Genomic DNA, 20,952 nt, shown 5'->3' with positions numbered 1-20,952 from the left:
CTGGTTACGGGGTATCCCGGGGCGTCAACGGCTGGAGCGGTCGGCGTCGGAGTCCCTCCTGGAGAACCACGGGCACGTGTCGCGTACATGAAGCATCCTCAATTTCCATCTGCGTGGCTAATGCTGCTGCGGTTGTGTTTGAGGCAGCGATTGCGGCTGCGCAGGTATCCCAGCGGTCCGTACAGCAGGCCGCGAATCTCCAGGAGGGTGAGCCGCGGCGACCATTCTGAGCCTTGGCTGCTCGTCCGGGTGCGTGCCCTGCCAGCCGCGTATCGGATGCCGCCGGGGAGCCTGCGCAGCAGGACAGGCAGCATGCGGGGCTCGTGGGCGAGCGCTCCGGTCAGATAGGCCCCAAACCCAGCGCCGTACCCGAACGCCTGTGCTGACAGGGCATCCGGGGTGCGTCGGTGGCGATGCCAGACGATCGCGTCGGGCTGGTAGGTGAGGGTGTGGCCGCTTACGACCACTTGGAAGAAGGCGAGCAAGTCTTCCCCACCGCGCGCAGGGGTTCCAGGACCGGTGGCCGGGTCGAAGCCGCCCAGCTTCCTTAGCAGATCCGTGCGGAAAGCCATGTTGGCCCCGGAGCCAAAGTGTCCGGCGGTGAACGGGAAGAGCGGATCTTCAGGCGGGTCGTCCAGTGACCAGGCGCGGGCACTGTATCCCTTGCTGAATCCACCGTGCCGTTCCAGCGCGGCCTGAGCTGCGGTTTCGAGCTCGGCGGGAATGATCAGCCCGGTCACGCAGCCGATCCTGCGGTCTCTGGAAAAGGCCTCGGCGAGCGCGGATAGCCACCGGGTGTCGACGAGGGTGTCGTCGTCCGCGAAGGCGGTGATACTGCCGTTAGCGGCGGCCAGACCTCGGCTGCGCGCACGAGCCCCGCCAACAACGGGCTCCTTCACGTAGCGGACCCGGCTGCTGTACGCCTTGTGGATCAATTGCTCGGCCGCCTCGTCCGCGGGGGCGTTGTCCACCACGATGACCTCGAACCGCGACGTCGGGTACTCCATCCCGAGCAGAGAGTCCAGGCACTGGCGTAGCAGATGGCAGCGGTTGTGGGTGGGGACAATAACGCTTATATCGGGCAGATCGTGAGGTGGATTGGCGCTAGGCGGGTCACCACGGAGCGTGGCGCCTCGGCGAGAGCCGGCGTCAGCTCCGTCCGGCGACGGGGCAGAGCCCGGACCGTCGGCTGGGACGTATGCCCTGTCGGCCGGCGGCAGGCGGGCCGCCTCGATGCTGAGTTCGCGTTCTGTCGCCTCGACCAGGGCACGCCACAGTGTCTGGGGATCGGCGCCGTCGGCGGCCACCATGCCTAGCGGGTGACCGTACAGTCGCACCAGGGCCAGCACCCGGCCCTGCGGGCGGATCCGCTCGCCACCGCCCGGCGGACTGAACTCGCCCGGCACGGCAAGATCGATGTCGACGACGCGGGCCGGAACGTACGCAGGAACGTCGGCGACGGGGACTCCCGCACCCGAAGCAAAGCGTCGGCCGGTGGCGTTCACTGCTTGCTCCGTCCGGCTTGGGCGGCGGGGCGCTGGGAGAGCAGCGTGCGCAGCACCCGCCGATCATCGGATATGGCGTGCAGGTTGCTCAGCCGCCTGAACGGCATGACGTCGAGTGAGCCGCCGCCGACGGCGAACCGCGAGCCCTTCAGGAAGTCGTAGCCGTTGTCCAAGGAGTGGGGGATCTCTTCATGGCGGACGGTGGGCAAGCAGTGCCGGGCCATGGGTACGGTGGCGTCCTTGGAATCACCGTCTACCAGGGTGACCTCGTCAACGCAGCCCGGGGTCTGTTCGAAGACCCACGGGATGTTGCGCGCCGCATTCCGGGTGGGCAGGTCGAGGCTCTCGGTTGCGTCGGGCGGGGGGCGGTCCTCCCAGCGGGGCAGGGGATGGGTGGGGCGGTCCGTAGAACTGCGGGCCGAGTGTCCCGGAGGGCCGCCGCCGTCGGGCAGATGAGTGAGGACGGGGTGTGCGTTCGGGCGAGGAGCGTTGTTCATCGTGTGACGTCTCCGGGGGTCGATGAGCTGTGAGGGGCCGGACATTGCGCCGCTGCTTTGACTCAGCCGAGGGCATAGGTCGTGTCGTTCCGCACGCAGTGGGACGGGTTGACGGATGTGCCACCGCTGCTTGGCCCGTGACTACGCGGCCCTCTGAGCCTGCTCCGCAGCCATGATCGGGTTGAGCTCGGCGTCGACCATGAGGCGTGCGAGTTCGGGGGCGTGCGTGGCGGCTTGCCACCCGAAGGCGCGTCTGGCCTTGGAGGCGTCACCGATCAGATGGTCGACTTCGGAGGGGCGTACGTATCGGTCGTCGAAGCGGACGTGGTCGCGCCAGTCGAGGCCGACGTGGGAGAAGCACTGTTCGGCGAAGTCGCGGACGCTATGGCTGATGCCGGTGGCGATGACGTAGTCGTCGGGTTCGTCTTGTTGGAGCATGAGCCACATGGCTTCGACGTACTCGGCGGCGAAGCCCCAGTCGCGCCGGGCGTCGAGGTTGCCGAGGTAGACGGAGTCCTGCAGGCCGGCTTTGATGCGTGCGGCGGCGGTGGCGATCTTGCGGGTGACGAAGTTGGGGCCGCGGCGTGGTGATTCGTGGTTGAAGAGGATGCCGTTGACGGCATACATGCCGTAGGCCTCGCGGCAGTTGCGGGTTGCCCAGTAGGCGTAAACCTTGGCGACCCCATAGGGGGAGCGGGGGTGGAAGGGAGTTTCTTCGTGCTGGGGCGGTGCTGAGGCGCCGAACATCTCCGAGCTCGATGCCTGGTAGAAGCGGCAGGGCAGGCCGGTGCTACGGATGGCTTCGAGAAGGCGGATGGTCCCTAGGCCCGTGGTGTTTCCGGTGAGCTCCGGCTCGTCGAAAGACACCTGAACATGGGATTGCGCGGCCAGATGGTAGACCTCGTCGGGCTCCACCATCTCCAGCAGGCTGGCCAGTCGGGTGCCGTCGGCGAGATCGCCGTAATGCAGGAACAACCGCGACTCGGAGGTATGCAGGTCCTGGTGAAGGTGGTCGATGCGCTGAGTGTTGATCATGGACGACCGGCGAACGACGCCGTGGACCTGGTATCCCTTTGCAAGGAGAAGCTCCGCGAGGTAGGAGCCGTCCTGGCCGGTGATGCCGGTGATGAGAGCCTTCTTGACTCGTGGGGACACCGTGTCTGCTGCCGGACGACCATTGGTCGGCAGTCGCTGTGTGTTGTTCATTCCGAGTTCCTTCCGGGGTGTGCCGACTGCGCGCCCGGTCGCTCCGAGAAGAGGGTGTGCAGTACCCGGCTGCCGTCGGATATGGCGTGCAGGTTGGAGCTGCCGCTGCGGCGGGGGAGTTCGAGGCTGGGGACCTCGGTAATCCGCAGTCCGGCTTTCAGCGCGTGGGCGAGCATCTCGGTCTCCATCTCGAAGCCGTCGGCCTGCGGGTCGAGCAGGTCTAGGAAGGAGCGTCGGAAAGCGAGGAATCCGTAGCACAGATCGGTCAGAGAGGTGCCGTAGAGCTGGTTGAACGCTGCCAGCAGCACGCGGTTGCCCAGTTGCCTGATGGGGGTGATGTCCAGGGAGCCGCCGCCCGCGATGAACCGGGAGCCCTTGACGAAGTCGAATCCATGGTCAAGGAAGTGCACGTAGTGTGGGATCTCGCTGGGCGTCATGCTTCCGTCGGCGTCCATCATCACCACGTAGTCGCCGGTTGCTGCGCGGAATCCGGCGCGTTGGGCGTTGCCCTTGCCGGGCCCGCTCTGCTGGATGTTCCTGACCGTGGGCAGGCAGTGGGTCGCCATGGGTACTGTCGCGTCGCTTGAGTCGCCGTCGACCAGGATGACCTCGTCGACGCAGTCAGGGATCTGTTCGAGGACCCAGGGGATGTTGCGTGCTTCGTTGCGGGCGGGCACGACGAGACTCACGGTGGCGCGGGGCGGGGGGCGGTCCTCCGCCCGGCGCAGGGGGTGGGTGGAGGGGGCTGTGGACCGGCGAGCCGGGTGTCCTGCAGGGCCGCCGCCGTCGGGCTGATGGGCGAGTACAGGGTGATCGTTCAGCTGAGGGGCGTTGTTCATGGTGCCGGTGTCTCCAGGGATCGATTCGGTGGGTGTCCGGATGAGTTGTGAGTGGCCGGACAATGCGCCGCTGCCTGGGCCGAGGGGTCGGTTCTGCCAGAGGGCTTCGCCCGTCGACCGTGTGACATCTGCGGGGGCACGGTCCACGACTTGGTGGAGCGCTCGCATATAGACGGCATATGTTTATAGCGTATACGTACATCTTTGGGTATTTCGGGCATTGAGTCAAGTGCGGGGCGTGCGGCGGAACACGCCACGGTTCTCCGCCGCCTGTGACAGGCCCAGGACCGCCCCGGTCATCTTCAGAGCGGACGACTGCCGCAAGGCGTACGAGACGCTGCGGGATCGGGGTGTTGAGCTCTCCGGGGAACCCGTGGAGTGCGAGTACGGCATCGATTGCGGTCTTCACGACCCCTTCGGCAACAGCATCCGCTTCACTCACCGAGGGCGTAGGTCCTGTCGTTCTGAAAGAGGGAAGGGCTCGCAGGCAAACGCCTGAGAGCCCTTCGCGTGTGGTTGGGCGACCGCGAAGGAGCGCTTCTCCAGCAAGTGGGGATTAAATGCAAGGGCCACTGGCCGATCGCGGGGTCGGCAGGCCTCCATCTGGCACTACCAACTCCCACTGGAGCGACCAGCATCTGCACATACTCAATCCCACCTGGCACCCGTTGAGATCAGCCTGGTCCTCGCGACCGTCGCCACGCGCAGACAGGAGCAGCACCAGCGGCAGAGCCACCGCCAAGCGGCCCACCGGGCGGCGCGGACGCTCATGTGGCCGCGACATCCAGGGCAGAAGCCGGAGCCGGAGTCCTGCCGAAGTCGCGGGCCAGTCGGTCGAGTATCCGGTCGGAGGCATGACCCTCCCCGAAGGGGCTCGGCGCGTCTGCCATGCGCCCGTAGAGCTCAGAATCGTTCAGCAGCGAGGTGGTCACCGTGTGCACCGAGAGGGGGTCGGTACCGACAAGCTGGGCGGCACCCGCCTGGACCGCTTCGGGGTGTTCGGTCGTGTTCCGCAGCACCAGAATCGGCTTGTCGAGGCTGCGCGCCTCTGCCTGGACTTCGCCGGAGTCGGTGAGTACGAGTTCGCAGGCGGCCAGGGTGGAGATGAAGTCGAAGTAGTCCAGCGGTTCGGTCAGGGTGATCCGCGGATGGTTCCGCAGGACGGGTAGGAGTGCGTCGCGGACGGTGGGGCTCTTGTGGACCGGTACCAGTACCTCGATGTCCCGGCGCTCCGCAAGACGCACCAGCGCCACAGCGATCGACCGCATCGTCGCCCTCTGGTTCTCCTGCTGGCGCAGGGTCACCAGCACCCCTCGCCGGTCGCTGCGGAAAGCCGATTGCCCTTCCCCTATGTGGCGGGCCCACAAGAGATTGTCGATGACCGTGCTGCCGGTCACCATGACGCGCGAGGCCGGAACGGACTCGGCGGTCAGTGCGGCGGCAGCACGTGGCGTGGGTGCGAAGTGCCACTCTGTCATCGAGGTGACCAGCCGCCGGTTCAGCTCCTCGGGGAAAGCGGCTCCCAGGACACCGCTGCGCAGTCCCGCTTCTACATGGGCCACCGGAAATTGTTCGTTGAAGGCCGCGAGGGTCCCGCACAGCGTGCTGCTCGTGTCGCCCTGCATCATGACGAGATCGGGTCGCTCTTCGCGGATCACCTCACCCAGTCCACTGGTCAGACGGGCGGTGGGCGCGAACGGTTGCTGGTGCTCCCGCATAACGGCAAGGTCATGGGGCACGGTGAGCCGGAGCCTGCGCAGCATTTGTTTGAGCATCGCCCGGTGTTGGCCGGTACTGATCAGGACGGGTGAGAACAGCGGCGAGTTCTCCATGGCCCTGAGGACCGGTGCCATCCTGATGGCTTCGGGCCTGGTGCCGAGAACGACCGCCACGTGCAGCTCGTGGCCAGGCGGGCCGCCGGATTCTGCGGCCTTCGGATGTGAGGAGCCTGGTGTCAGCATGTGATCACGACTTAGGGATATGTCGAACAGCGGTATGTCGAATAAGTAAGAGGGCTCAGCGGGTCATGGGGCGCTCTTGGCGTCGGCCGGGGCTTGGAGAGGAGCCGAGGCTGGGGCTGCTCGGAGCGGCTCCTGGGTTTTCTCCCAGGCGCTGCGGCGGAGTAGATGTCCCGGAACCTCCGTCACAGATGGAACGACGCCCTTCACAAGCTTACGTTACATCCATGCAATGTACGTTTACGGTACATACATACGCCTTCACTTATTTTGAGGGTCCGATCAAGAAGGGTGGGATCGGGAAGACGGCGGAAGGCCGCGAAGGGGCTCGGCGTGGAGGGCGGGAGATCCTGTCGTCCGTCCTCGAGGCCCGGCCCGCCCCTCATCGGCACTGTGGCCCCTGGACTCCGCGCCTTCCCCTCGGCGGAAGGGTCCTCGTTTGACCGTGCCACGCCATCAGGACAAAGTGGTAGATATGGCGCAATGGTTTCGAGGTCGCGGACGCCCTTTCCAGCGCATCGGTCAGCGCTTTCCGCGGAGGCGACCGCCACCCTCCGGCGGACGGCGGACCACGGCCACACCACCCACGGCTGAGCCCGCCGCAGCACCCGCGTCGAAGCCGGCCACAACAGCCGCCCCCGGGCCGGCCGCAGCACGCTCGCCGAAGTCGCCCAACGCACGCGCGGCGGAGTCGGCCGCTGCACCCGCGCCAGGACTGGCCGAGGCAAGTGCGCCGGAGCCAGCCACAACACGCACCTCGGAGCCGACACCCACACCACCCACCCCCCAACCGACAACCACAACACGCGCCCCGAACCCCCCGCCAAGCGGCAAGTCCCACCTCCGCCTGATGGTCGCGTACGTCCTCTGCGTCATCCCCCCCACCGTCGTCTACCTCACCGTCCCCTCCCGCCACACCACTAGCTGGGCCCTGATCGGCCTCGGCTCAGTAGCCGCGATCCTCCTGGGCGTCCATCGAAACCGCCCCGCCCACCGCTGGCCCTGGCTCCTCCTCGCCGCCGCCAACCTCGCCTTCACCGCCGGCGACACCACCTACAACATCCTCGAAGCCGCCTTCAACGAGGAGAACCCCTTCCCCTCGCTGGCAGACGTCTTCTACCTCTCCACCTATCCGCTGTTCGCCGCCGGGATCTTCGGCATCATTCACTTCCGCTTCCCGGCCCGTGACCGCGCCGGGCTGCTGGACGCGCTGATCCTCACCTCGGGCCTCGCGCTCCTCTCCTGGGTGCATCTGATCAACCCGATCGCACAAACCGAGGGGCAGACCTGGCTGCAACGGGCGATCTCGGTGGCCTATCCGCTGGGCGATGTGCTGATTCTGGCCATGCTCGTAGGGCTGGTCAGCCTCGGCGGCATCCGGGAACGTTCGGTGCAGCTGCTGGCGGTCGGGACGGTCGGCATCCTGGTCTCCGATGTGCTCTACGGGGTGCTCCAGTTGCAGGGCACCTGGCAGGTCGGTACGCCCATGGACCTGGGGTGGGTGGTCTTCTTCACCGCCTGGGGGCTGGCGGCTCTGCACCCGTCCATGGTGCGGCTGACCGAGCCGATGGCCCAGCCCCGGCCCGGTATCGCCAAGTGGCGGCTCGCCGCCCTCGCCTGTGCCTCGCTGATCGCGCCCGCCATGCTGCTGGCCCAGTCCCTGCGCGGAAGTGTCCGTGACGTCGCGGTCACCGCGGTCTTCTCCGGAGTGATGTTCCTGTTCGTGCTGGCCCGGCTGTGGGGTCTGGTCGACGAGCACCGCAAGGCCGTCGCCCGCGAACGGAGTCTGCGCGTGGCGGCGGTGTCACTGGTCGCGGCCGTCAGCCCCGAGGAAGTGGCCGGCGCCGTCAGGGCGGCGGCAGCCACCCTCTTCGGACAACGACAGGAGGCTGCCCACGCGGCGGTGCTGCTGGTTTTCGACAATGACCGGTCCTCGCTGCTTCCCGTGGGTGCCCCCGAACCCCGCTCCACTTGGTCTTTCGACGGCGGCCGTCTCGGGGAGAGCCCTTCGGAGCTGCTGTCCCGGGGCGCCCGTCTGATCGGCGTCGGCGATCTCGGCCCCGAGGTCGCCGATGCCCTCGCACCGTCCTCCGCCGCGCTCCTGTGCCCGCTGCGACTCGAGGCCTCCGGCGCGCAGGAGCCGTTGATCGGCGCGCTGCTCCTGGCGGGCCCTGTGAAGAGACTCAAGGAGCTGTCGGGCCCGGCGGAGTCGCTGGCCGCTCAGGCCGCGCTGGCGCTGGCCCGGGTCGGACTCAACGAGGAGATCAACCGCCGTAGGAGTGAGGCGTACTTCCGCACCCTCGTGCACAACACCTCCGACGTCATCCTGATCGTCGACGACGACAACGCCGTCCGGTACGCCAGCCCTTCGGCGTACGAGATGTTCGGGCGTGATCTGCAGGTGAACACGCCGCTGGCCCAGCTGGTGGCCCCGCGGGACCACCAGCGCGCCCTGCACACGCTGGAGCGCGTCCGGGCCGGGGACGGCGTGGACAGCGGCCAGGACATCCGCGACGACTGGCAGGTCGTACGAGGTGAGGAAGGACGCCTCGATGTCGAGGTCCGGTGCCGGAACCTGCGTCACGAGCAGACCGTGCACGGTGTCGTCCTCACCCTGCGGGACGTGACCGAGCAACGCCAGCTCGAACGCGAACTCGTCCACCGGGCCTTCCACGACTCGCTGACCGGACTGCCCAACCGGGTCCTGTTGCTCGAGCGCATCGAGCGTGCCCTGCTGCGCGGCCGCCGGGACGCCGGTCTCACCGGTGTGCTCTTCGTCGACCTCGACGACTTCAAGGTCGTCAACGACATGATGGGCCACTCGGTCGGCGACGAACTGCTGGTCGCCGTGGCGCAGCGGCTGACCGCCGCGCTGCGGCTCAGCGACACTGCGGCCCGGCTGGGGGGCGACGAGTTCGCCATCCTCATGGAGGGCGCCAGGGATCCGGCCGACGCCGAGGCGCTCGCCGAGCAGATCGTAGGGGCCCTGGGCCGCCCGTTCCGGCTCGTCAGCGGATCCACCAGTGTCTCCGCCTGCGTCGGTGTGGCGATCGCGCACCCCGGCGACGAGGCCGAGGAACTCCTCGGCCACGCCGACCTCGCCCTGTACGCGGCCAAGACCGCGGGCAAGCGGCAGTGGCAGCGCTACCGTCCCGACCTGCACACCGGCATGGCCGAACGCCACGAGCTTCGGGCCTCTCTGGCCGGCGCGATCACCAAGAATTCCTTCGCCATGCGTTACCAGCCGATCGTGGAGATCGTCACCGGCAACGTCGTCGGATTCGAGGCTTTGATCCGCTGGCCGCACAGCAGACGCGGACTGGTGCCGCCGGACCAGTTCATCAACCTGGCCGAGGAGACCGGGCAGATCATGCCGCTCGGCGCCTGGGTGCTGGAGCGCGCCGCCACCGACGTCGCCCGCTGGCAGAAGCTGCGGCCAAGACCCGAACCCCTCCGTCTGAACGTCAATGTGTCGGCCCGTCAGTTCCGGGACGCCCGGTTCGTGGACGAGGTCCGCCGGGTCCTCGACCGCTCGGGTCTGGCCCCGGGTTCGCTGGTCCTGGAACTCACCGAGTCGGTGCTCGTACGGCGCGACGAACAGATCCGGGCCGCCATGGGCACCCTGAAGGAACTCGGGGTCTCCCTCGCCATCGACGACTTCGGCACCGGATTCTCCTCGCTCAGCTATCTGCGCGAGTTCCCCATCGACGTACTCAAGGTGGACAAGTCCTTCATCGACGACATCGTCACCGACGGCCAGCAGGTCGCCCTGGTCGAGGGCATCGTGCGTATCGCCGAGGTACTTGGTCTTCAGGTGATCGCCGAGGGCATCGAGAACGACGGGCAGAGCGATCTGCTCGGGGCCATGGGCTGCCGTTACGGGCAGGGGTTTCTGTTTGCCCGGCCGATGGCGGCGGCCGAGGCACAGCAGTTCCTGATGGTGAACCAGGAACGGCAGTTCGCCGGACGGCAGTCCTCGACCGTGCCGCGCGGCAGCCGACGCCCTTCCCTGCCCGCAGCCGCGGCACGTCGCACGCAGCACTGGGACGAACTCGCGCAGCTGCGCAGAGAAAGCCGGATGTGCGACGCGGTGATCGACGAGGTACGCGGCCGGCGCATCCGCAGCGGCGACCACTGGCTGACCGACTTCGCCTCCTGCAACTACCTGGGCTTCGACCTCGACCCCGAGATCATGGACGCCATCGAGCCGCACGTCCGCCGCTGGGGCACTCACCCCAGCTGGTCGCGGCTGATCGGCAATCCCCGCCTGTATCCGCAGATCGAGGCACGGCTGGCCGATCTGCTGGGCGCTCCCGACGCGCTTCTCCTTCCGACGATCACGCTGATCCACGCATCGGTGATCCCGGTGCTCGCGGCCGGCCGGCGCGGCGGTGGCCATGTCTTCGTCGAGGCGCGGGCCCACCGCACCATGTACGACGGCTGTTTGGTGGCCCAGGAACATGGAGCGACGGTACGCCGCTTCCACGCGGACCGTCCCGACGAACTGACCCGGCTGTTGCGCGCGTCTCCCGTCGGCGCCCCCAGACTGGTCTGCGTCGACGGCGTCAACAGCATGACCGGCAACCTGCCCAATCTGCCGGAGCTGCTCCGCATCTGCCGCCGCGAGGGCGCGCTGCTCTACGTCGACGACGCCCACGGCTTCGGAGTGATCGGGGAACGCGACGTCGCCGAGACGTCCCCGTACGGCATACGCGGCAACAGCGTCGTACGGCACTTCGGGGAGTCGTACGACGACATCGTCCTGGTCGGTGGCTTCTCCAAGGCGTACTCGTCCCTGCTGGCCTTCGTCACCGCGCCGCCCGCCCTGAAGGCGCATCTGAAGGTCGCCGCCGGCCCCTACCTCTACTCCGGGCCCTCCCCGACCGCCTCGCTCGCCACCGCGCTCGCGGGCATGGACGTCAACGAGCGCCGGGGCGACGAGATCCGCGCCGATCTGCACCGCAAGACCGCCCGGGTCCTGGACCACGCACGCGGCCTTGACCTGGCCACTCCGAACACCGACGGACTGCCCATCATCGAGATCCCGCTCGACGAGGAGGCTGACCTCACGGCTGTCGGCGAGTATCTGTGGGACAACGGCGTCTACGTCACGCTCGCCGCCTATCCGCTCGTGCCGCGCGACCAGGTCGGTTTCCGGGTCCAGATCACCGCGCGGAACACCGATGGCGAGATCGACCGCCTCAACGCCGTACTGACCTCGGTGGCCGAGCGGTTCCCCGTGAAGCGGACGGCCGCGGTCGGGGGCCCGCCATGAGTGTGAGGGCCCACGGGCGCGGCGCACCCGGCACACCCACGCACCGGCGCAACGCGGACGCCGACTGGGACCGCTGGCCCGTGGACGCCTACCTCGACGAGAACTACCGCAGGATCCACCCGTCCGACGCGGCGGTCATCCGGCACCACGCCGGCCTGTACCGGACACTGGCGCCGGGAAGCGTCGCCCGTTCTCTGGAGTGCGGCGCCGGACCCAACCTCTACCCCCTCATGCAGTCCGCCGCGGCCAGCCGCCGTATCGAGGCCGTCGAGCCCGGAGCGAGCAACATCGCCTATCTCACCCGGCAGTTGCGCGACGGCCCTGACCCGCACTGGGCGCCCTTCTACGCCCTGTGCCGGGACCTCGACCCGGCCTTGCCCGCCCGGCTGTCCGACGCTCTGGCACGGGTACGGGTCGTGCCAGGCAGCGCCCGCACGCTGCCGGACGGCCTGTACGACCTGGCGTCGATGAACTTCGTGGCCGAAAGCGTCACCGAGGACCTGGGCGAATTCGCTGCCCTGTGCCGTGCGTTCATCCGCTCCGTCCGCCCGGGCGGACGGCTCGTCGCCGCCTTTATGGAGAACATGCCCAGCTACCGCATCGCCTCCGGGACGCGCTGGCCGGCCTGCCCGGTGGGCGCGGGCACCGTCCACGACGTCTTCGCCCCGTACACGGAGAACCTGCGCATCACGCGCGTACGCAAGGACCCCACGCTGCCCGACTACGGGGACACCGGCATGGTGCTGCTGCGGGCCGTACGGCGGGAGACCGCGTAAGCGCTCCGCTGGGAATGCGGTTGAAGCTGCGGGTCCGTTGTGGCTGGTCGCGCCCACGCGGCGGAGGCGCAATTTGATACAGCCCCGCGCCCCTAAAGGGACGCTGGTCGCGCCCACGCGGCGGAGCCGCAAATTGATACAGCCCCGCGCCCCTGACGGGGCCCGCTTCGGCCTTGGCTCCCGGCTCATTGCAGGAGGTTTCGGTACAGCGCCGCATAGCCCGACCTGAACTGCTCGGGACCGAAGCGCTCCTCGACCGTGGCGCGGCCACGCTCCGCGAGCTTGTCCCACCACCAGGGCCGGTCCAGGAGCTGGAGCAGCAGATGGCCGGCGCGGTGGGCGTCCGCGGCGGGGGCACGCACGACGGCGTCCTTCAGTGGAGCGAACTGGGGGAGGTCGCTGAGGATGACGGGACGTCCGGTCGCGAGCGCTTTCAGGACGGTGAAGGGCACGTCCGGCCGGCCGCCGAGGGCGCGCGGGAGATGCAGCACGATGTCCGAGACGGTCAGCAGCCCGGGCAGGTCCTCGACGCTGTCGAGAACCTCGCTGGCGTGCAGTCCCTCCTGGGCCGCACGGGCGCGCAGCGCCTGCTCCAGAGGTTCGACCCGCTGTCCGGGGCGGCCCTGGACGGCAAGGATCAGCTGGAAACGGGCGCCCGCGCGAGCGGCGACCGCCGCCGCGCCGATGGCCTCGTACGCACCGCCGCCCGGGTCGTGATGGGCCGTGGCCAGGACGATCGGCGGCTCCCTGACCGACCGGGGCCGCAGCTGCCACTCGTCCGGCTCGATCATGGGACCGATGACCGGCACCTTGCCGAACCCCGCCGCGCCGAGCGCCCGGGCCGTCACCTCGGACAGCGCCACGGTGGGGCCGAGCGGCCGGGACCGCGCGAGCAGGGCCGGGTCCGAGACGCCGGGGACGGTGTGCAGGACCGGCCGTCCGTGGAGCAGCGGGAGCCACAGGCGGGAGAACGCGGGGAAGCCGGGACTGATGGTCAACACGGCGTGCACGAGATCGGCCCGCCGCGCCAACCGGGCGCCGACCGCGGCCAGTTGGAGTCGTTCCGGCAGGCCGGGAGCACCGTTCCGCGACACTTTCGGCACCGAGCGTCCGCGCCAGGCGGCGGCCGGGCCGTTCCGTCCGCGCTTGAACCAGAAGTGGTCCACCTCCGGCATGGCCTGGGCGAGGCTCAGGGCCAGTTCGGCCTCTTCTCCGTCTCCGACATCGAGCGGGCCACTGGTGAGGAGCAGTACGCGGGGGCTGCGGGCGTCAGCTGCCATGGCAGCCTCCCGCGGAAGACACGTCCCGGTCGCCCGCTCCGTCCCCTGCGTCGCTCCCGCCGCGATCGCCGACCGTGCGGGAGGCCGTACGCGGACGCCTGCGCCGCGGAGCGGTCCGGACCCGGCACCGCGCCGCCCGGCGCACCGGCGCGCGCGAGATGCGGTCCGAGGCACGGCGCAGCGGGTGGACGCCACAGGGCGGACCGGGATGCCGTGAGCCGTGCGCGGCAGGCCGGTCCGTCGCACGCCGTAGAGGGTGCGGGACCACTCGTGCCGAAAATCGGCTCACCAAGAGGGACATCGATAGGTCCTGTCGAAGAACTGAATGCCCTGCTATCTCAGCCTTAACACAGCGCCCTGGGCCAGTCAATGAAAGCGTTCCCTAAAGCGTTCCCTTTCAAGCTTTTCCGCTTCCGGGTCTCGTCGCCTAGAATTCTTGTCATGGCAGGGCGAATCGAGGACTACGCCCTCATCGGCGACCTTGAGACGGCCGCTCTGGTCGGCAGGGACGGGGCGATCGACTGGATGTGCCTGCCCCGTTTCGATTCTCCCGCCTGTTTCGCCGCTCTCCTCGGCGGTGAGGAAAACGGCCGGTGGCGCATCGCCCCGGCCGACGGTTCCTCGCGGTTGTGTGATCACCGGTCCTACCGCGGTGACACGCTGATCCTGGACACGGTCTGGCAGACGGCGGACGGTGCCGTGCGCGTGACCGACTTCATGCCTCCCCGCCAGGGAATTCCCCGTGTCGTACGCCTGGTGGAAGGGCTGGCGGGCCGGGTCGAGATGTGCGGGGAACTGCGGCTGCGGTTCCTCAACGGGCGTGTGCTGCCCTGGAGTCGGGGCGTGGACCCGCGCACGGTGGCCGCGGTCGCCGGACCGGACTCCGTCCTCTTGAGTTGCGACAGATTTCCGCTGTGCGACGACGATGACGCGTGTTTCTCCGTCAGCAATTCCTGTATTCGCTCGCAGTTCACGATCTCGGCCGGACAGCGAAGGGCATTCGTCCTCGACTGGAGCCCCTCTCACTTGCCGTCGAATCCGCGCGGGGACACCACCGAACTCCTGGCCGAGACGCAGGAATTCTGGGAAAAGTGGACGGCGAAGTGCACGTATCAAGGGCCTTGGCGGGAAACGGTGATCCGGTCCCTCATCACACTGAAGGCGCTGATTTACGCGCCCACCGGAGGAATGGTCGCCGCCGTCACCACCTCACTGCCCGAATGCCTCGGCGGAGAACAGAATTGGGACTACCGGTTCTGCTGGCTCCGTGACTCCACCTTCACACTGTCCTGCCTCCTGCGCACCGGCTACCGCGACGAGGCCGTCGCGTGGCGGAACTGGCTGGCCCGTGCCGTGGCCGGCGAACCCGACGACCTTCAGCCGATGTACGGGGTGTCGGGCCAGCGGAGGCTGCCCGAAAAGCCGGCCGGCTGGCTCGACGGATACGAGGGCTCCCGGCCCGTCCGCCTCGGCAACGCAGCCGCCGATCACCTCCAACTCGACGTCTACGGCGAAGTGCTGAACACCATGTACGCCGCGGTGCGCGCGGGCGTACCCGTCGACCACCACATGTGGCGCGTCGTCCGTTCGCTCATGGACCACCTGGAGCAGCACTGGCAGGAGCCCGACGTGGGACTCTGGGAAGTACGCGGCCCGACACGGCACTTCGTGCACTCCCGGATCATGTCGTGGGTCGCCGCGGACCGGGCGCTGCGGATGGCGCGGATCGCGGGACTGCGGAGTTCGGCGGAGCGCTGGCGGGTGATGCGCCAGGCGATCCACGACGAGGTGTGCCGCGAGGGCTGGGACGCCGAGCAGCACAGCTTCGTGCAGTCGTACGGCTCGAGTCGCATTGACGCGTCCGCACTGCTGCTGCCCAAACTCGGCTTCCTGCCTCCGGACGACCCCCGGGTCCACGGCACGCTGTCGGCCGTGGCCCGCACGCTCGGCGACCACGGCTTCCTGCGGCGCTACACCGACGGCGGCCGGGAAGGAGCCTTCCTCGTCTGCTCCTTGTGGTTCGCCGACGCCCTCATGGCGATCGGCCGCCGAGAGGAGGCGGACGAGGTGTTCGAGCGGGTACTGGACGCCCGCAACGACGTCGGCCTGCTCTCGGAGGAGTGGGACCCGGTCGCACACCGCCAACTCGGCAACACCCCACAGGCATTCAGCCACGTCGGCCTCGTCAACACCGCTTTCGCCCTGCACGGCACGCGCCACGGGGCGCGGCGCTAGGCGCTGTCGTCAAACCTGGTGCGGGGATTCGAAGAAAGCGGCCTGGTTCTTGCCTGCGGTTTTGGCTCTGTACAAGGCGGTGTCGGCGTCCCGCAGTGCTTCCGTGGGCGTGGTCGGCTTGGTGACGCTGCGTGTTCCGATACTGGTGGTCACGTGGACGGAATAGCCGTGGGCGAGGATGAACGGGTCTGTGAAGGCGTCGAGGAGCCGCGTGGTGTAGTCGTGCAGTGTCCTCGCGTCCACGCCTTCCACGAGGAGTGCGAATTCGTCTCCGCCGAGCCTGGCCACGAGGTCCTGGTCGCGCACCCTGCCCGTCAGCCGTTGTGCGACGTCGACCAGCAGTTCGTCGCCTGCCGGGTGCCCCAGCGTGTCGTTGACGTCTTTGAAGCCGTCGAGATCGAGCATCACCAGTCCGGCGGAGGAATTTGCGGAGCACCGGCCGAGAACGGACTCCAGGCGCTCATGGAGCAGCGCTCGGTTGGCCAGACCCGTCAACGGGTCGTGGGTCGCCTGATGGGTCAGTTGTTTTTGGAGGTCTGTTTGTTCCCGCAGTGAGGCGGCGAGGGCAATGGCCCTGCCCTGGGCGTACTGAGCCAGGAACGCGACGCGCAGCACCAGCAGCAGTGACAGGCCCGCCATCATGCCCACGATCACTGTGACGTTCACGGGCTGGCCCCGGATGCCGCCGACATTGGCCAGCACGATGAGTGGCCCCATCAGGATGAGCGCGATCAGGATCGACATTCGCCGCCGGGGCAGCCTCTCCTGGTTCTTCGCCGGGAGCGCGGGCTGGGCGACGGACGAGTGCAGCGCCGCGGACCCCAACAGGAGGGAGGAGAGCATCCATCCCACCTCGGACAGGTCCTCCGCGATCGCGGTTCCGGTCGTCGCCTGGGTCCCGTAGTAGAGGCCGTCGGCGGCGAGCAGGATCACCAACCATCCGACGCACAGAAGACTCGACGGCTTTCGCTCGGCGTCGCTGAACGGGCGGGTGCTCACCAGTGTCCGGTCGCGGATGCGCCACCTCGAACCACGAGGCCACACGCCCACACGGCGGCTGCCGCGACCGACGCCCCCCAGGGCGGGAATCAGGAGCAGACGTCCACAGGCCGACCGGGTGCGCGCCGCCGCCTGCAGCTCGCGGGCCACGGCTGATGATGGAGATCTCCAGGAACCAACGGACCCTTCCAGCGAAGGATGAACCACCGAAGATCGCAAATCGAGCCCGCGGCGTAGTCGACCTTGGCGCCGGGGTTCCGTCGGCGTTCCAGTGAGTGTGCGACCCGAGCGCAACTGCTTCCCTAGTATCCCTACTGATTTACTAGGGAAATCGGAATGCCGACCGACAGGGCGAGTGACGATGACATACATCGAGGAGACCGCCGACGAAGGGGCCGGGCGCGCACACCTGTTGCGCATCGCCCGTGAGTTGGCGGACGACCTGGCCACGGACGCGGCCCTGCGCGAGCAGGCCGGCAAAGCGCCGTTCGACGAGGTCGCACGGCTGCGTGAGGCGGGGCTGCTGACGCTGCTGGTGCCGGCCGAGCATGGCGGAGGAGGAGCGGACTGGCGTACGGCCTATGCGGTCGTCCGGACGATCGCCGCGGCGGACGGGGCGATCGGCCAACTGCTCGGCTGTCACCTCTTCCTGTCCTTCAGCCCCCGGTTCTTCGCAGGTCCCGACTTGGCCGCGCGTGTCGAGCGGGAGTCCGCGGCGGGGCAGTGGTGCTGGGGAGGCGGTATCGCCTCCCACGAGCCGCGACTCACGCTGACTCCCACCGCGGACGGCTATCTGCTGGAGGGCCACCAGAGTTACGCCGCCGGAGTCACCGTCGCCGATCGACTGGTCGTCCGCGCCGCTCGGTCCGACACCGGTGAACCGTTGGCCGTCCTCGTCGATCCCGCCCACCCCGGCGTCGTGTGCGGCAGCGACGGGGACACCTTCGGCCAGCGGCTGGCCGCCGGCGGCAGCGTGGAGTTCGGTTCCGTGCCGATCACGGCTGACGACGTGTTCGGCTCCCTTTCCTCGGACGAGGGCGCCCTGTCACCCTTCGCCGGCCTGGCCGCGCCGACCTCACGGCTGGTTTCCGCGCAGTTCTGTCTCGGTGTCGCCGAGGGGCTGCTCGCCGAAGCCCGCGAGTACGGGAGGACCATGGACTCCTCCTGGCCGCCGGCCTCGCGGCAGTCCTGGCCGGGCCGTCCGCCGCAGGACCCGTACGTGCTGACGGCTTACGGTGAGCTCGCCGTCGCCGCACATGCCGCATCCGCTCTCGCCGACCAGGCGGTGGACGCCCTGATACGTGGCCTCGCACGAGGCGAGGACCTGAACGACGACGAGTGCGCGGAGATCGCTGTCCTCGCGGGTGCGGCAGAGGCCGCCGCCTCCCGGGCCGCGCAGGAGATCACCACGCGTGCCCTGGACGCCATCGGCGCCCGCGCCGCCTCCTCGCGGCACGGATTCGACCGCTTCTGGCGCAACGCCCGGACGCACACCCTGCGCGAGCCCGTCGGCGACAGACTCCGCGAGGTCGGCGACTACTTCCTCAATGGTGCGCACCCTCCGTTCACTCTCCCCTCGTGACCGCGCACCGATCCGGTGGCAGGGGACCGTCGTACGCCGCAGTGGCGGATAATCGCGGCATGCGGATCTCGGCGAAGGCGGACTATGCGGTACGGGCGGCGTTGGAGCTGGCGGCGGCAGGTGAGGACACGTCGGTCAAGGCCGAGGCGATCGCTGTGGCACAGGGCATCCCGCACAAGTTCCTGGAGGGCATTCTGGGCGACCTGCGCCGAGGCGGCCTTGTCGTCAGTCAGCGGGGCGGGAAAGGCGGTTACCGGCTGGCCCGCCCGGCGGACTCGATCGCCATCGCGGACGTGATCCGGGTGGCGGACGGACCGCTGGTGTCGGTACGGGGCGTGCGCCCGCCCGAGCTCTCCTACTGCGGCCCCGCGGAATCCCTGCTGCCGCTGTGGATCGCGGTACGCGCCAACGTCCGGAAGATCCTCGGCGAGGTCACCCTGGCAGATGTGGCCGCGGCCAAGCTGCCCGAGGAGGTCGTGGGCCTTGCCGAGGACCCCGGGGCCTGGACCAATCCCTAGCCACCAGCTATTCGAACGCTGCCGCCGCTTCGCGCAGCGCCCGGGCCACCGCCGCCGGCGAGTCCGGTCCGGGGAAGCCCGGACGGTAGGTTACGGAGCGTAGGGCGCCGGTGTCGCGGAAGACGTCCTGGCGCTCGTACACCGGCCAGGAGACCGGCGATTTGCGGTCCACGCCCACGCTGATGCCCTGGAACAGCGCCATGTCCGCCCTGTCGGCTGTACGGGAGTCAGTAGTCCAGGCTCGCGTCCCAGTCGCCGCGGCCCTGCGGGGTCAGGTCGAGGATGTGCCAGACGGGGGCGAGGAGGTCGATGCCGCGCCCGTCGATGTCGTCGGCCATGCGTGGGTGGGCGGAGTAGAAATGGCGGACCGTGCCCTCGCCGTCGCGGGTGAAGACGGAGACCGTGGAGTCCTGTTCGCCGTCCTTGTCCTCGCTGCCCAGGTCGTACTTGAACGTGCTGTCGCCGCAGCTCAGGAGCCGTAGCCGGTGCCAGCCGCGGTTGCGGGCGTGCTGGCGCAGGGCGGACGGGTCGGCGGCCGCGGCGATGACGAAGTCGGCGCTCTGGGCGATGTGGTGGGCGATGCCGTTGAAGCCGTCGATCCACAGGGTGCACATCGGGCAGGGATCGGTCTGCAGCTTGCCGTACATGAACTGGTAGACGATCAGCGGGCGGTCCGGGGCGGTGAACAGCCCGCTCAGGGTGACTTCGCGGACCGGTGTGTCGCCGGCGTTGAGGTCGGCGGGGCCCTCGATGAAGACGTAGTCGTCGACGAGCGGCCCCTGCGGGAGCGCCCGTCGCTGGGCCGCGACCTGCTCGCGGTGGCGCATGAGCTCGATCTCGGCCAGGCGCAGTTCTTCGCGGGCGGCGAGGTGGTCCGCTGATTCCCCGGCCAGTCTGGTGTGCCGCAACATCGCGTCCTCCTGAGGTGGCGATCCCCCCGCTCCCCGGTCCGGATCCCGAGTTCCCAGTCCCCGCGTCCCCGAACCAGTCCTTCAAGTCTGTGACTCCTCCCTGGCGTGAACGCCGGGGCTTCTCGCTATGCCGGTTGGGCGTCGCGACGGACCAGCCCGGCCCGTAGAACGTTCAGGGCGCCCACCGTGTCCGCGTGCGCGCTGTGGCCGCACGAGACGCAAGTGAACTTCTCCTGGGTGGGCCGGTTCTCCGCTGAGACGTGCCCGCAGGTGGGGCAGGTCCTGGAGGTGTTGCGGGGGTCCACGGCGATCACTTCTCGTCCGGCGCTTTCAGCCTTGGTGTGCAGGATCGTCAGGAACACCCCCCATCCAGCATCCGAGATCGAGTGGTTCAGCCCGGCCTTCGCGGCGGCCCCGTTGGGCAGGAAGCCGCCGGGCTGGTCGGGGTCCGGCTTCGGTGCCGGGGCCTTGACCATGTTGCGGATCTTGAGGTCTTCGTGCGCGATGACGTCGTGCTCACGGACCAGATCGAGGGCTGTCTTGTGCGCGTGGTCGAGCCGCTGGAGACGTACCTTGCGGTGGAGTCCGGCGACCTTGTCCACGGCACGCTGGTGGTTGGCGGTGCGCTTGTCCCGGCGGACCCGGGGGAAGCGGGACAGTGCCCGCTGTGCGGCTTCGAGCTTCGCGGCGGCGCGCCGTCCGTGGCGCGGGTTGGGGACGAACTCGCCGCCCGAGTCGGCGAGGAAGTTGGCTATGCCCAGGTCGATGCCGACCACGCTGCCCGTTGCGGGCAGGGTGGTCGGCTGTTCCTGTTCGGCGGTCAGTACGACGTACCAGCGCCTGCCCTCGCGCTTGACGGACACGGTCTTGACCGTGCCGACCACCGGGCGGTGCTGGTTGACCTTGACGTGCCCGACACCCTGGAAACGGACGCGGGTCACGGGGTCGTGCGGGGTGGAGTTCCAGCGGCAGCCGTCGCCGTCCTTGGGGAAGTCCACCGTGTCGAACCAGTTCACCCCGCGAAAGCGCGGATAGCCGGGGCTCTCACCGGACTTGATGCGGCGGAAGAACGCGGCGAACGCCTTGTCCAGACGGCGCATTGTCGCCTGCTGGCTGGAGAAGGACCAGCGGCCCTGCCGCTCCGGGTCGAATGCCCGGATCTCCTTGAGCTGCGCGGACTGCTGCCCGTACGTGATGCTCGTCTTCGAGGCATGCCGCCAGGCGTCGCGGCGCTCCTGCAAGGCCCCGTTGTAGAGGGAGCAGTGATCCCGCAGCATCTCGCTTAGCGCGGCCTGCTGGCCCACGGTGGGCCGCATGAGGAACTTGTACGCACGGATCATCCGGCCCACCCCCCTTCGACTGAGTCCGCTT

General features: G+C 68.8%; 14 protein-coding genes and 2 pseudogenes. 6 read left to right on the top strand and 10 right to left on the bottom strand.

The features are described from left to right. Positions 1–98: 98 nt before the first annotated feature. From ACGFNK_RS40880 to ACGFNK_RS40865, 4 genes are all read right to left on the bottom strand, one after another. Entirely contained in the window at positions 99–1,505 is a 1,407-nt protein-coding gene (locus tag ACGFNK_RS40880; RefSeq protein ID WP_393424929.1) for a glycosyltransferase, read from the bottom strand. Next, on the bottom strand, positions 1,502–2,002 hold the full coding sequence (locus ACGFNK_RS40875) for a hypothetical protein (protein WP_393424926.1): 501 nt from the start codon (positions 2,000–2,002) through the stop codon (positions 1,502–1,504). The genes ACGFNK_RS40880 and ACGFNK_RS40875 overlap by 4 nt, the downstream gene beginning before the upstream one ends. Positions 2,003–2,143: 141 nt before the next feature. Further along, positions 2,144–3,208, bottom strand: coding sequence for a GDP-mannose 4,6-dehydratase (gmd, locus tag ACGFNK_RS40870; protein ID WP_393424923.1), 1,065 nt, complete (start codon positions 3,206–3,208; stop codon positions 2,144–2,146). Next, on the bottom strand, positions 3,205–4,047 hold the full coding sequence (locus ACGFNK_RS40865) for a glycosyltransferase family 2 protein (RefSeq protein WP_393424920.1): 843 nt from the start codon (positions 4,045–4,047) through the stop codon (positions 3,205–3,207). The genes gmd and ACGFNK_RS40865 overlap by 4 nt, the downstream gene beginning before the upstream one ends. A 295-nt stretch (positions 4,048–4,342) precedes the next feature. On the opposite strand from ACGFNK_RS40865, the pseudogene ACGFNK_RS40860 reads away from it, so the two are divergent. Further along, positions 4,343–4,546, top strand: a pseudogene (locus ACGFNK_RS40860) (hypothetical protein); the annotation flags it as partial. A gap of 268 nt (positions 4,547–4,814) precedes the next feature. Here the strand turns inward: ACGFNK_RS40860 and wecB are convergent. Then, complete coding sequence (gene wecB, locus ACGFNK_RS40855; protein ID WP_393424917.1) at positions 4,815–5,939, bottom strand: non-hydrolyzing UDP-N-acetylglucosamine 2-epimerase; 1,125 nt, start codon at positions 5,937–5,939, stop codon at positions 4,815–4,817. Positions 5,940–6,855: 916 nt separating this feature from the next. Here wecB and ACGFNK_RS40850 point away from each other — a divergent pair. Both ACGFNK_RS40850 and ACGFNK_RS40845 read left to right on the top strand, forming a co-directional pair. Continuing rightward, positions 6,856–11,280 (top strand): aminotransferase class I/II-fold pyridoxal phosphate-dependent enzyme, encoded by a 4,425-nt coding sequence (locus tag ACGFNK_RS40850; protein WP_393424914.1) that lies wholly within the window; start codon positions 6,856–6,858, stop codon positions 11,278–11,280. Then, on the top strand, positions 11,277–12,056 hold the full coding sequence (locus ACGFNK_RS40845) for a class I SAM-dependent methyltransferase (RefSeq protein WP_393424911.1): 780 nt from the start codon (positions 11,277–11,279) through the stop codon (positions 12,054–12,056). The genes ACGFNK_RS40850 and ACGFNK_RS40845 overlap by 4 nt, the downstream gene beginning before the upstream one ends. 185 nt (positions 12,057–12,241) lie before the next feature. Here the strand turns inward: ACGFNK_RS40845 and ACGFNK_RS40840 are convergent, their stop codons facing one another. Continuing rightward, complete coding sequence (locus ACGFNK_RS40840; protein ID WP_393424908.1) at positions 12,242–13,336, bottom strand: hypothetical protein; 1,095 nt, start codon at positions 13,334–13,336, stop codon at positions 12,242–12,244. 441 nt (positions 13,337–13,777) lie between these two features. Here ACGFNK_RS40840 and ACGFNK_RS40835 point away from each other — a divergent pair, with 441 nt between their 5' ends. Beyond that, a complete protein-coding gene (locus ACGFNK_RS40835) occupies positions 13,778–15,571 on the top strand; it encodes a glycoside hydrolase family 15 protein (RefSeq protein WP_393424905.1) in 1,794 nt (597 codons plus the stop codon). Between the two features lie 9 nt (positions 15,572–15,580). On the opposite strand, the gene ACGFNK_RS40830 is transcribed toward ACGFNK_RS40835, so the two are convergent. Next, complete coding sequence (locus ACGFNK_RS40830) at positions 15,581–16,570, bottom strand: diguanylate cyclase domain-containing protein (RefSeq protein ID WP_393424902.1); 990 nt, start codon at positions 16,568–16,570, stop codon at positions 15,581–15,583. A 361-nt stretch (positions 16,571–16,931) separates the two neighbouring features. Here ACGFNK_RS40830 and ACGFNK_RS40825 point away from each other — a divergent pair, with 361 nt between their 5' ends. Next, positions 16,932–18,152, top strand: a complete 1,221-nt coding sequence (locus tag ACGFNK_RS40825) for an acyl-CoA dehydrogenase family protein (RefSeq protein WP_393424899.1) — start codon at positions 16,932–16,934, stop codon at positions 18,150–18,152. Positions 18,153–18,211: 59 nt separating this feature from the next. Beyond that, positions 18,212–18,670, top strand: coding sequence for an RrF2 family transcriptional regulator (locus ACGFNK_RS40820; protein ID WP_386356907.1), 459 nt, complete (start codon positions 18,212–18,214; stop codon positions 18,668–18,670). 7 nt (positions 18,671–18,677) lie between these two features. Here the strand turns inward: ACGFNK_RS40820 and ACGFNK_RS40815 are convergent. From ACGFNK_RS40815 to ACGFNK_RS40805, 3 genes and pseudogenes are all read right to left on the bottom strand, one after another. Next, positions 18,678–18,872, bottom strand: a pseudogene (locus ACGFNK_RS40815) (hypothetical protein); the annotation flags it as partial. A gap of 25 nt (positions 18,873–18,897) precedes the next feature. Next, on the bottom strand, positions 18,898–19,581 hold the full coding sequence (locus ACGFNK_RS40810) for a DUF899 family protein (protein ID WP_393424896.1): 684 nt from the start codon (positions 19,579–19,581) through the stop codon (positions 18,898–18,900). Positions 19,582–19,706: 125 nt separating this feature from the next. Continuing rightward, a complete protein-coding gene (locus tag ACGFNK_RS40805; protein ID WP_393424893.1) occupies positions 19,707–20,921 on the bottom strand; it encodes an RNA-guided endonuclease InsQ/TnpB family protein in 1,215 nt (404 codons plus the stop codon). Between the last annotated feature and the right edge of the window lie 31 nt (positions 20,922–20,952).

The organism is Streptomyces sp. NPDC048825, from assembly GCF_043198355.1.
Lineage (GTDB): Bacteria > Actinomycetota > Actinomycetes > Streptomycetales > Streptomycetaceae > Streptomyces > Streptomyces xiangluensis.
Note: the sequence above shows the minus strand (reverse complement) of the source record. Positions and strands in the feature narration are given on the sequence as shown.

Excerpts from the sequence above, each read along its gene's own strand:
- ACGFNK_RS40825 (WP_393424899.1), top strand. The coding sequence starts at position 16,932 with ATGACATACATCGAGGAGACCGCCGACGAAGGGGCCGGGCGCGCACAC.
- ACGFNK_RS40810 (WP_393424896.1), bottom strand. The coding sequence starts at position 19,581 with ATGTTGCGGCACACCAGACTGGCCGGGGAATCAGCGGACCACCTCGCC.
- ACGFNK_RS40845 (WP_393424911.1), top strand. The coding sequence starts at position 11,277 with ATGAGTGTGAGGGCCCACGGGCGCGGCGCACCCGGCACACCCACGCAC.
- ACGFNK_RS40835 (WP_393424905.1), top strand. The coding sequence starts at position 13,778 with ATGGCAGGGCGAATCGAGGACTACGCCCTCATCGGCGACCTTGAGACG.
- ACGFNK_RS40820 (WP_386356907.1), top strand. The coding sequence starts at position 18,212 with ATGCGGATCTCGGCGAAGGCGGACTATGCGGTACGGGCGGCGTTGGAG.
- ACGFNK_RS40865 (WP_393424920.1), bottom strand. The coding sequence starts at position 4,047 with ATGAACAACGCCCCTCAGCTGAACGATCACCCTGTACTCGCCCATCAG.
- ACGFNK_RS40875 (WP_393424926.1), bottom strand. The coding sequence starts at position 2,002 with ATGAACAACGCTCCTCGCCCGAACGCACACCCCGTCCTCACTCATCTG.
- ACGFNK_RS40805 (WP_393424893.1), bottom strand. The coding sequence starts at position 20,921 with ATGATCCGTGCGTACAAGTTCCTCATGCGGCCCACCGTGGGCCAGCAG.
- ACGFNK_RS40850 (WP_393424914.1), top strand. The coding sequence starts at position 6,856 with ATGGTCGCGTACGTCCTCTGCGTCATCCCCCCCACCGTCGTCTACCTC.
- ACGFNK_RS40840 (WP_393424908.1), bottom strand. The coding sequence starts at position 13,336 with ATGGCAGCTGACGCCCGCAGCCCCCGCGTACTGCTCCTCACCAGTGGC.
- gmd (WP_393424923.1), bottom strand. The coding sequence starts at position 3,208 with ATGAACAACACACAGCGACTGCCGACCAATGGTCGTCCGGCAGCAGAC.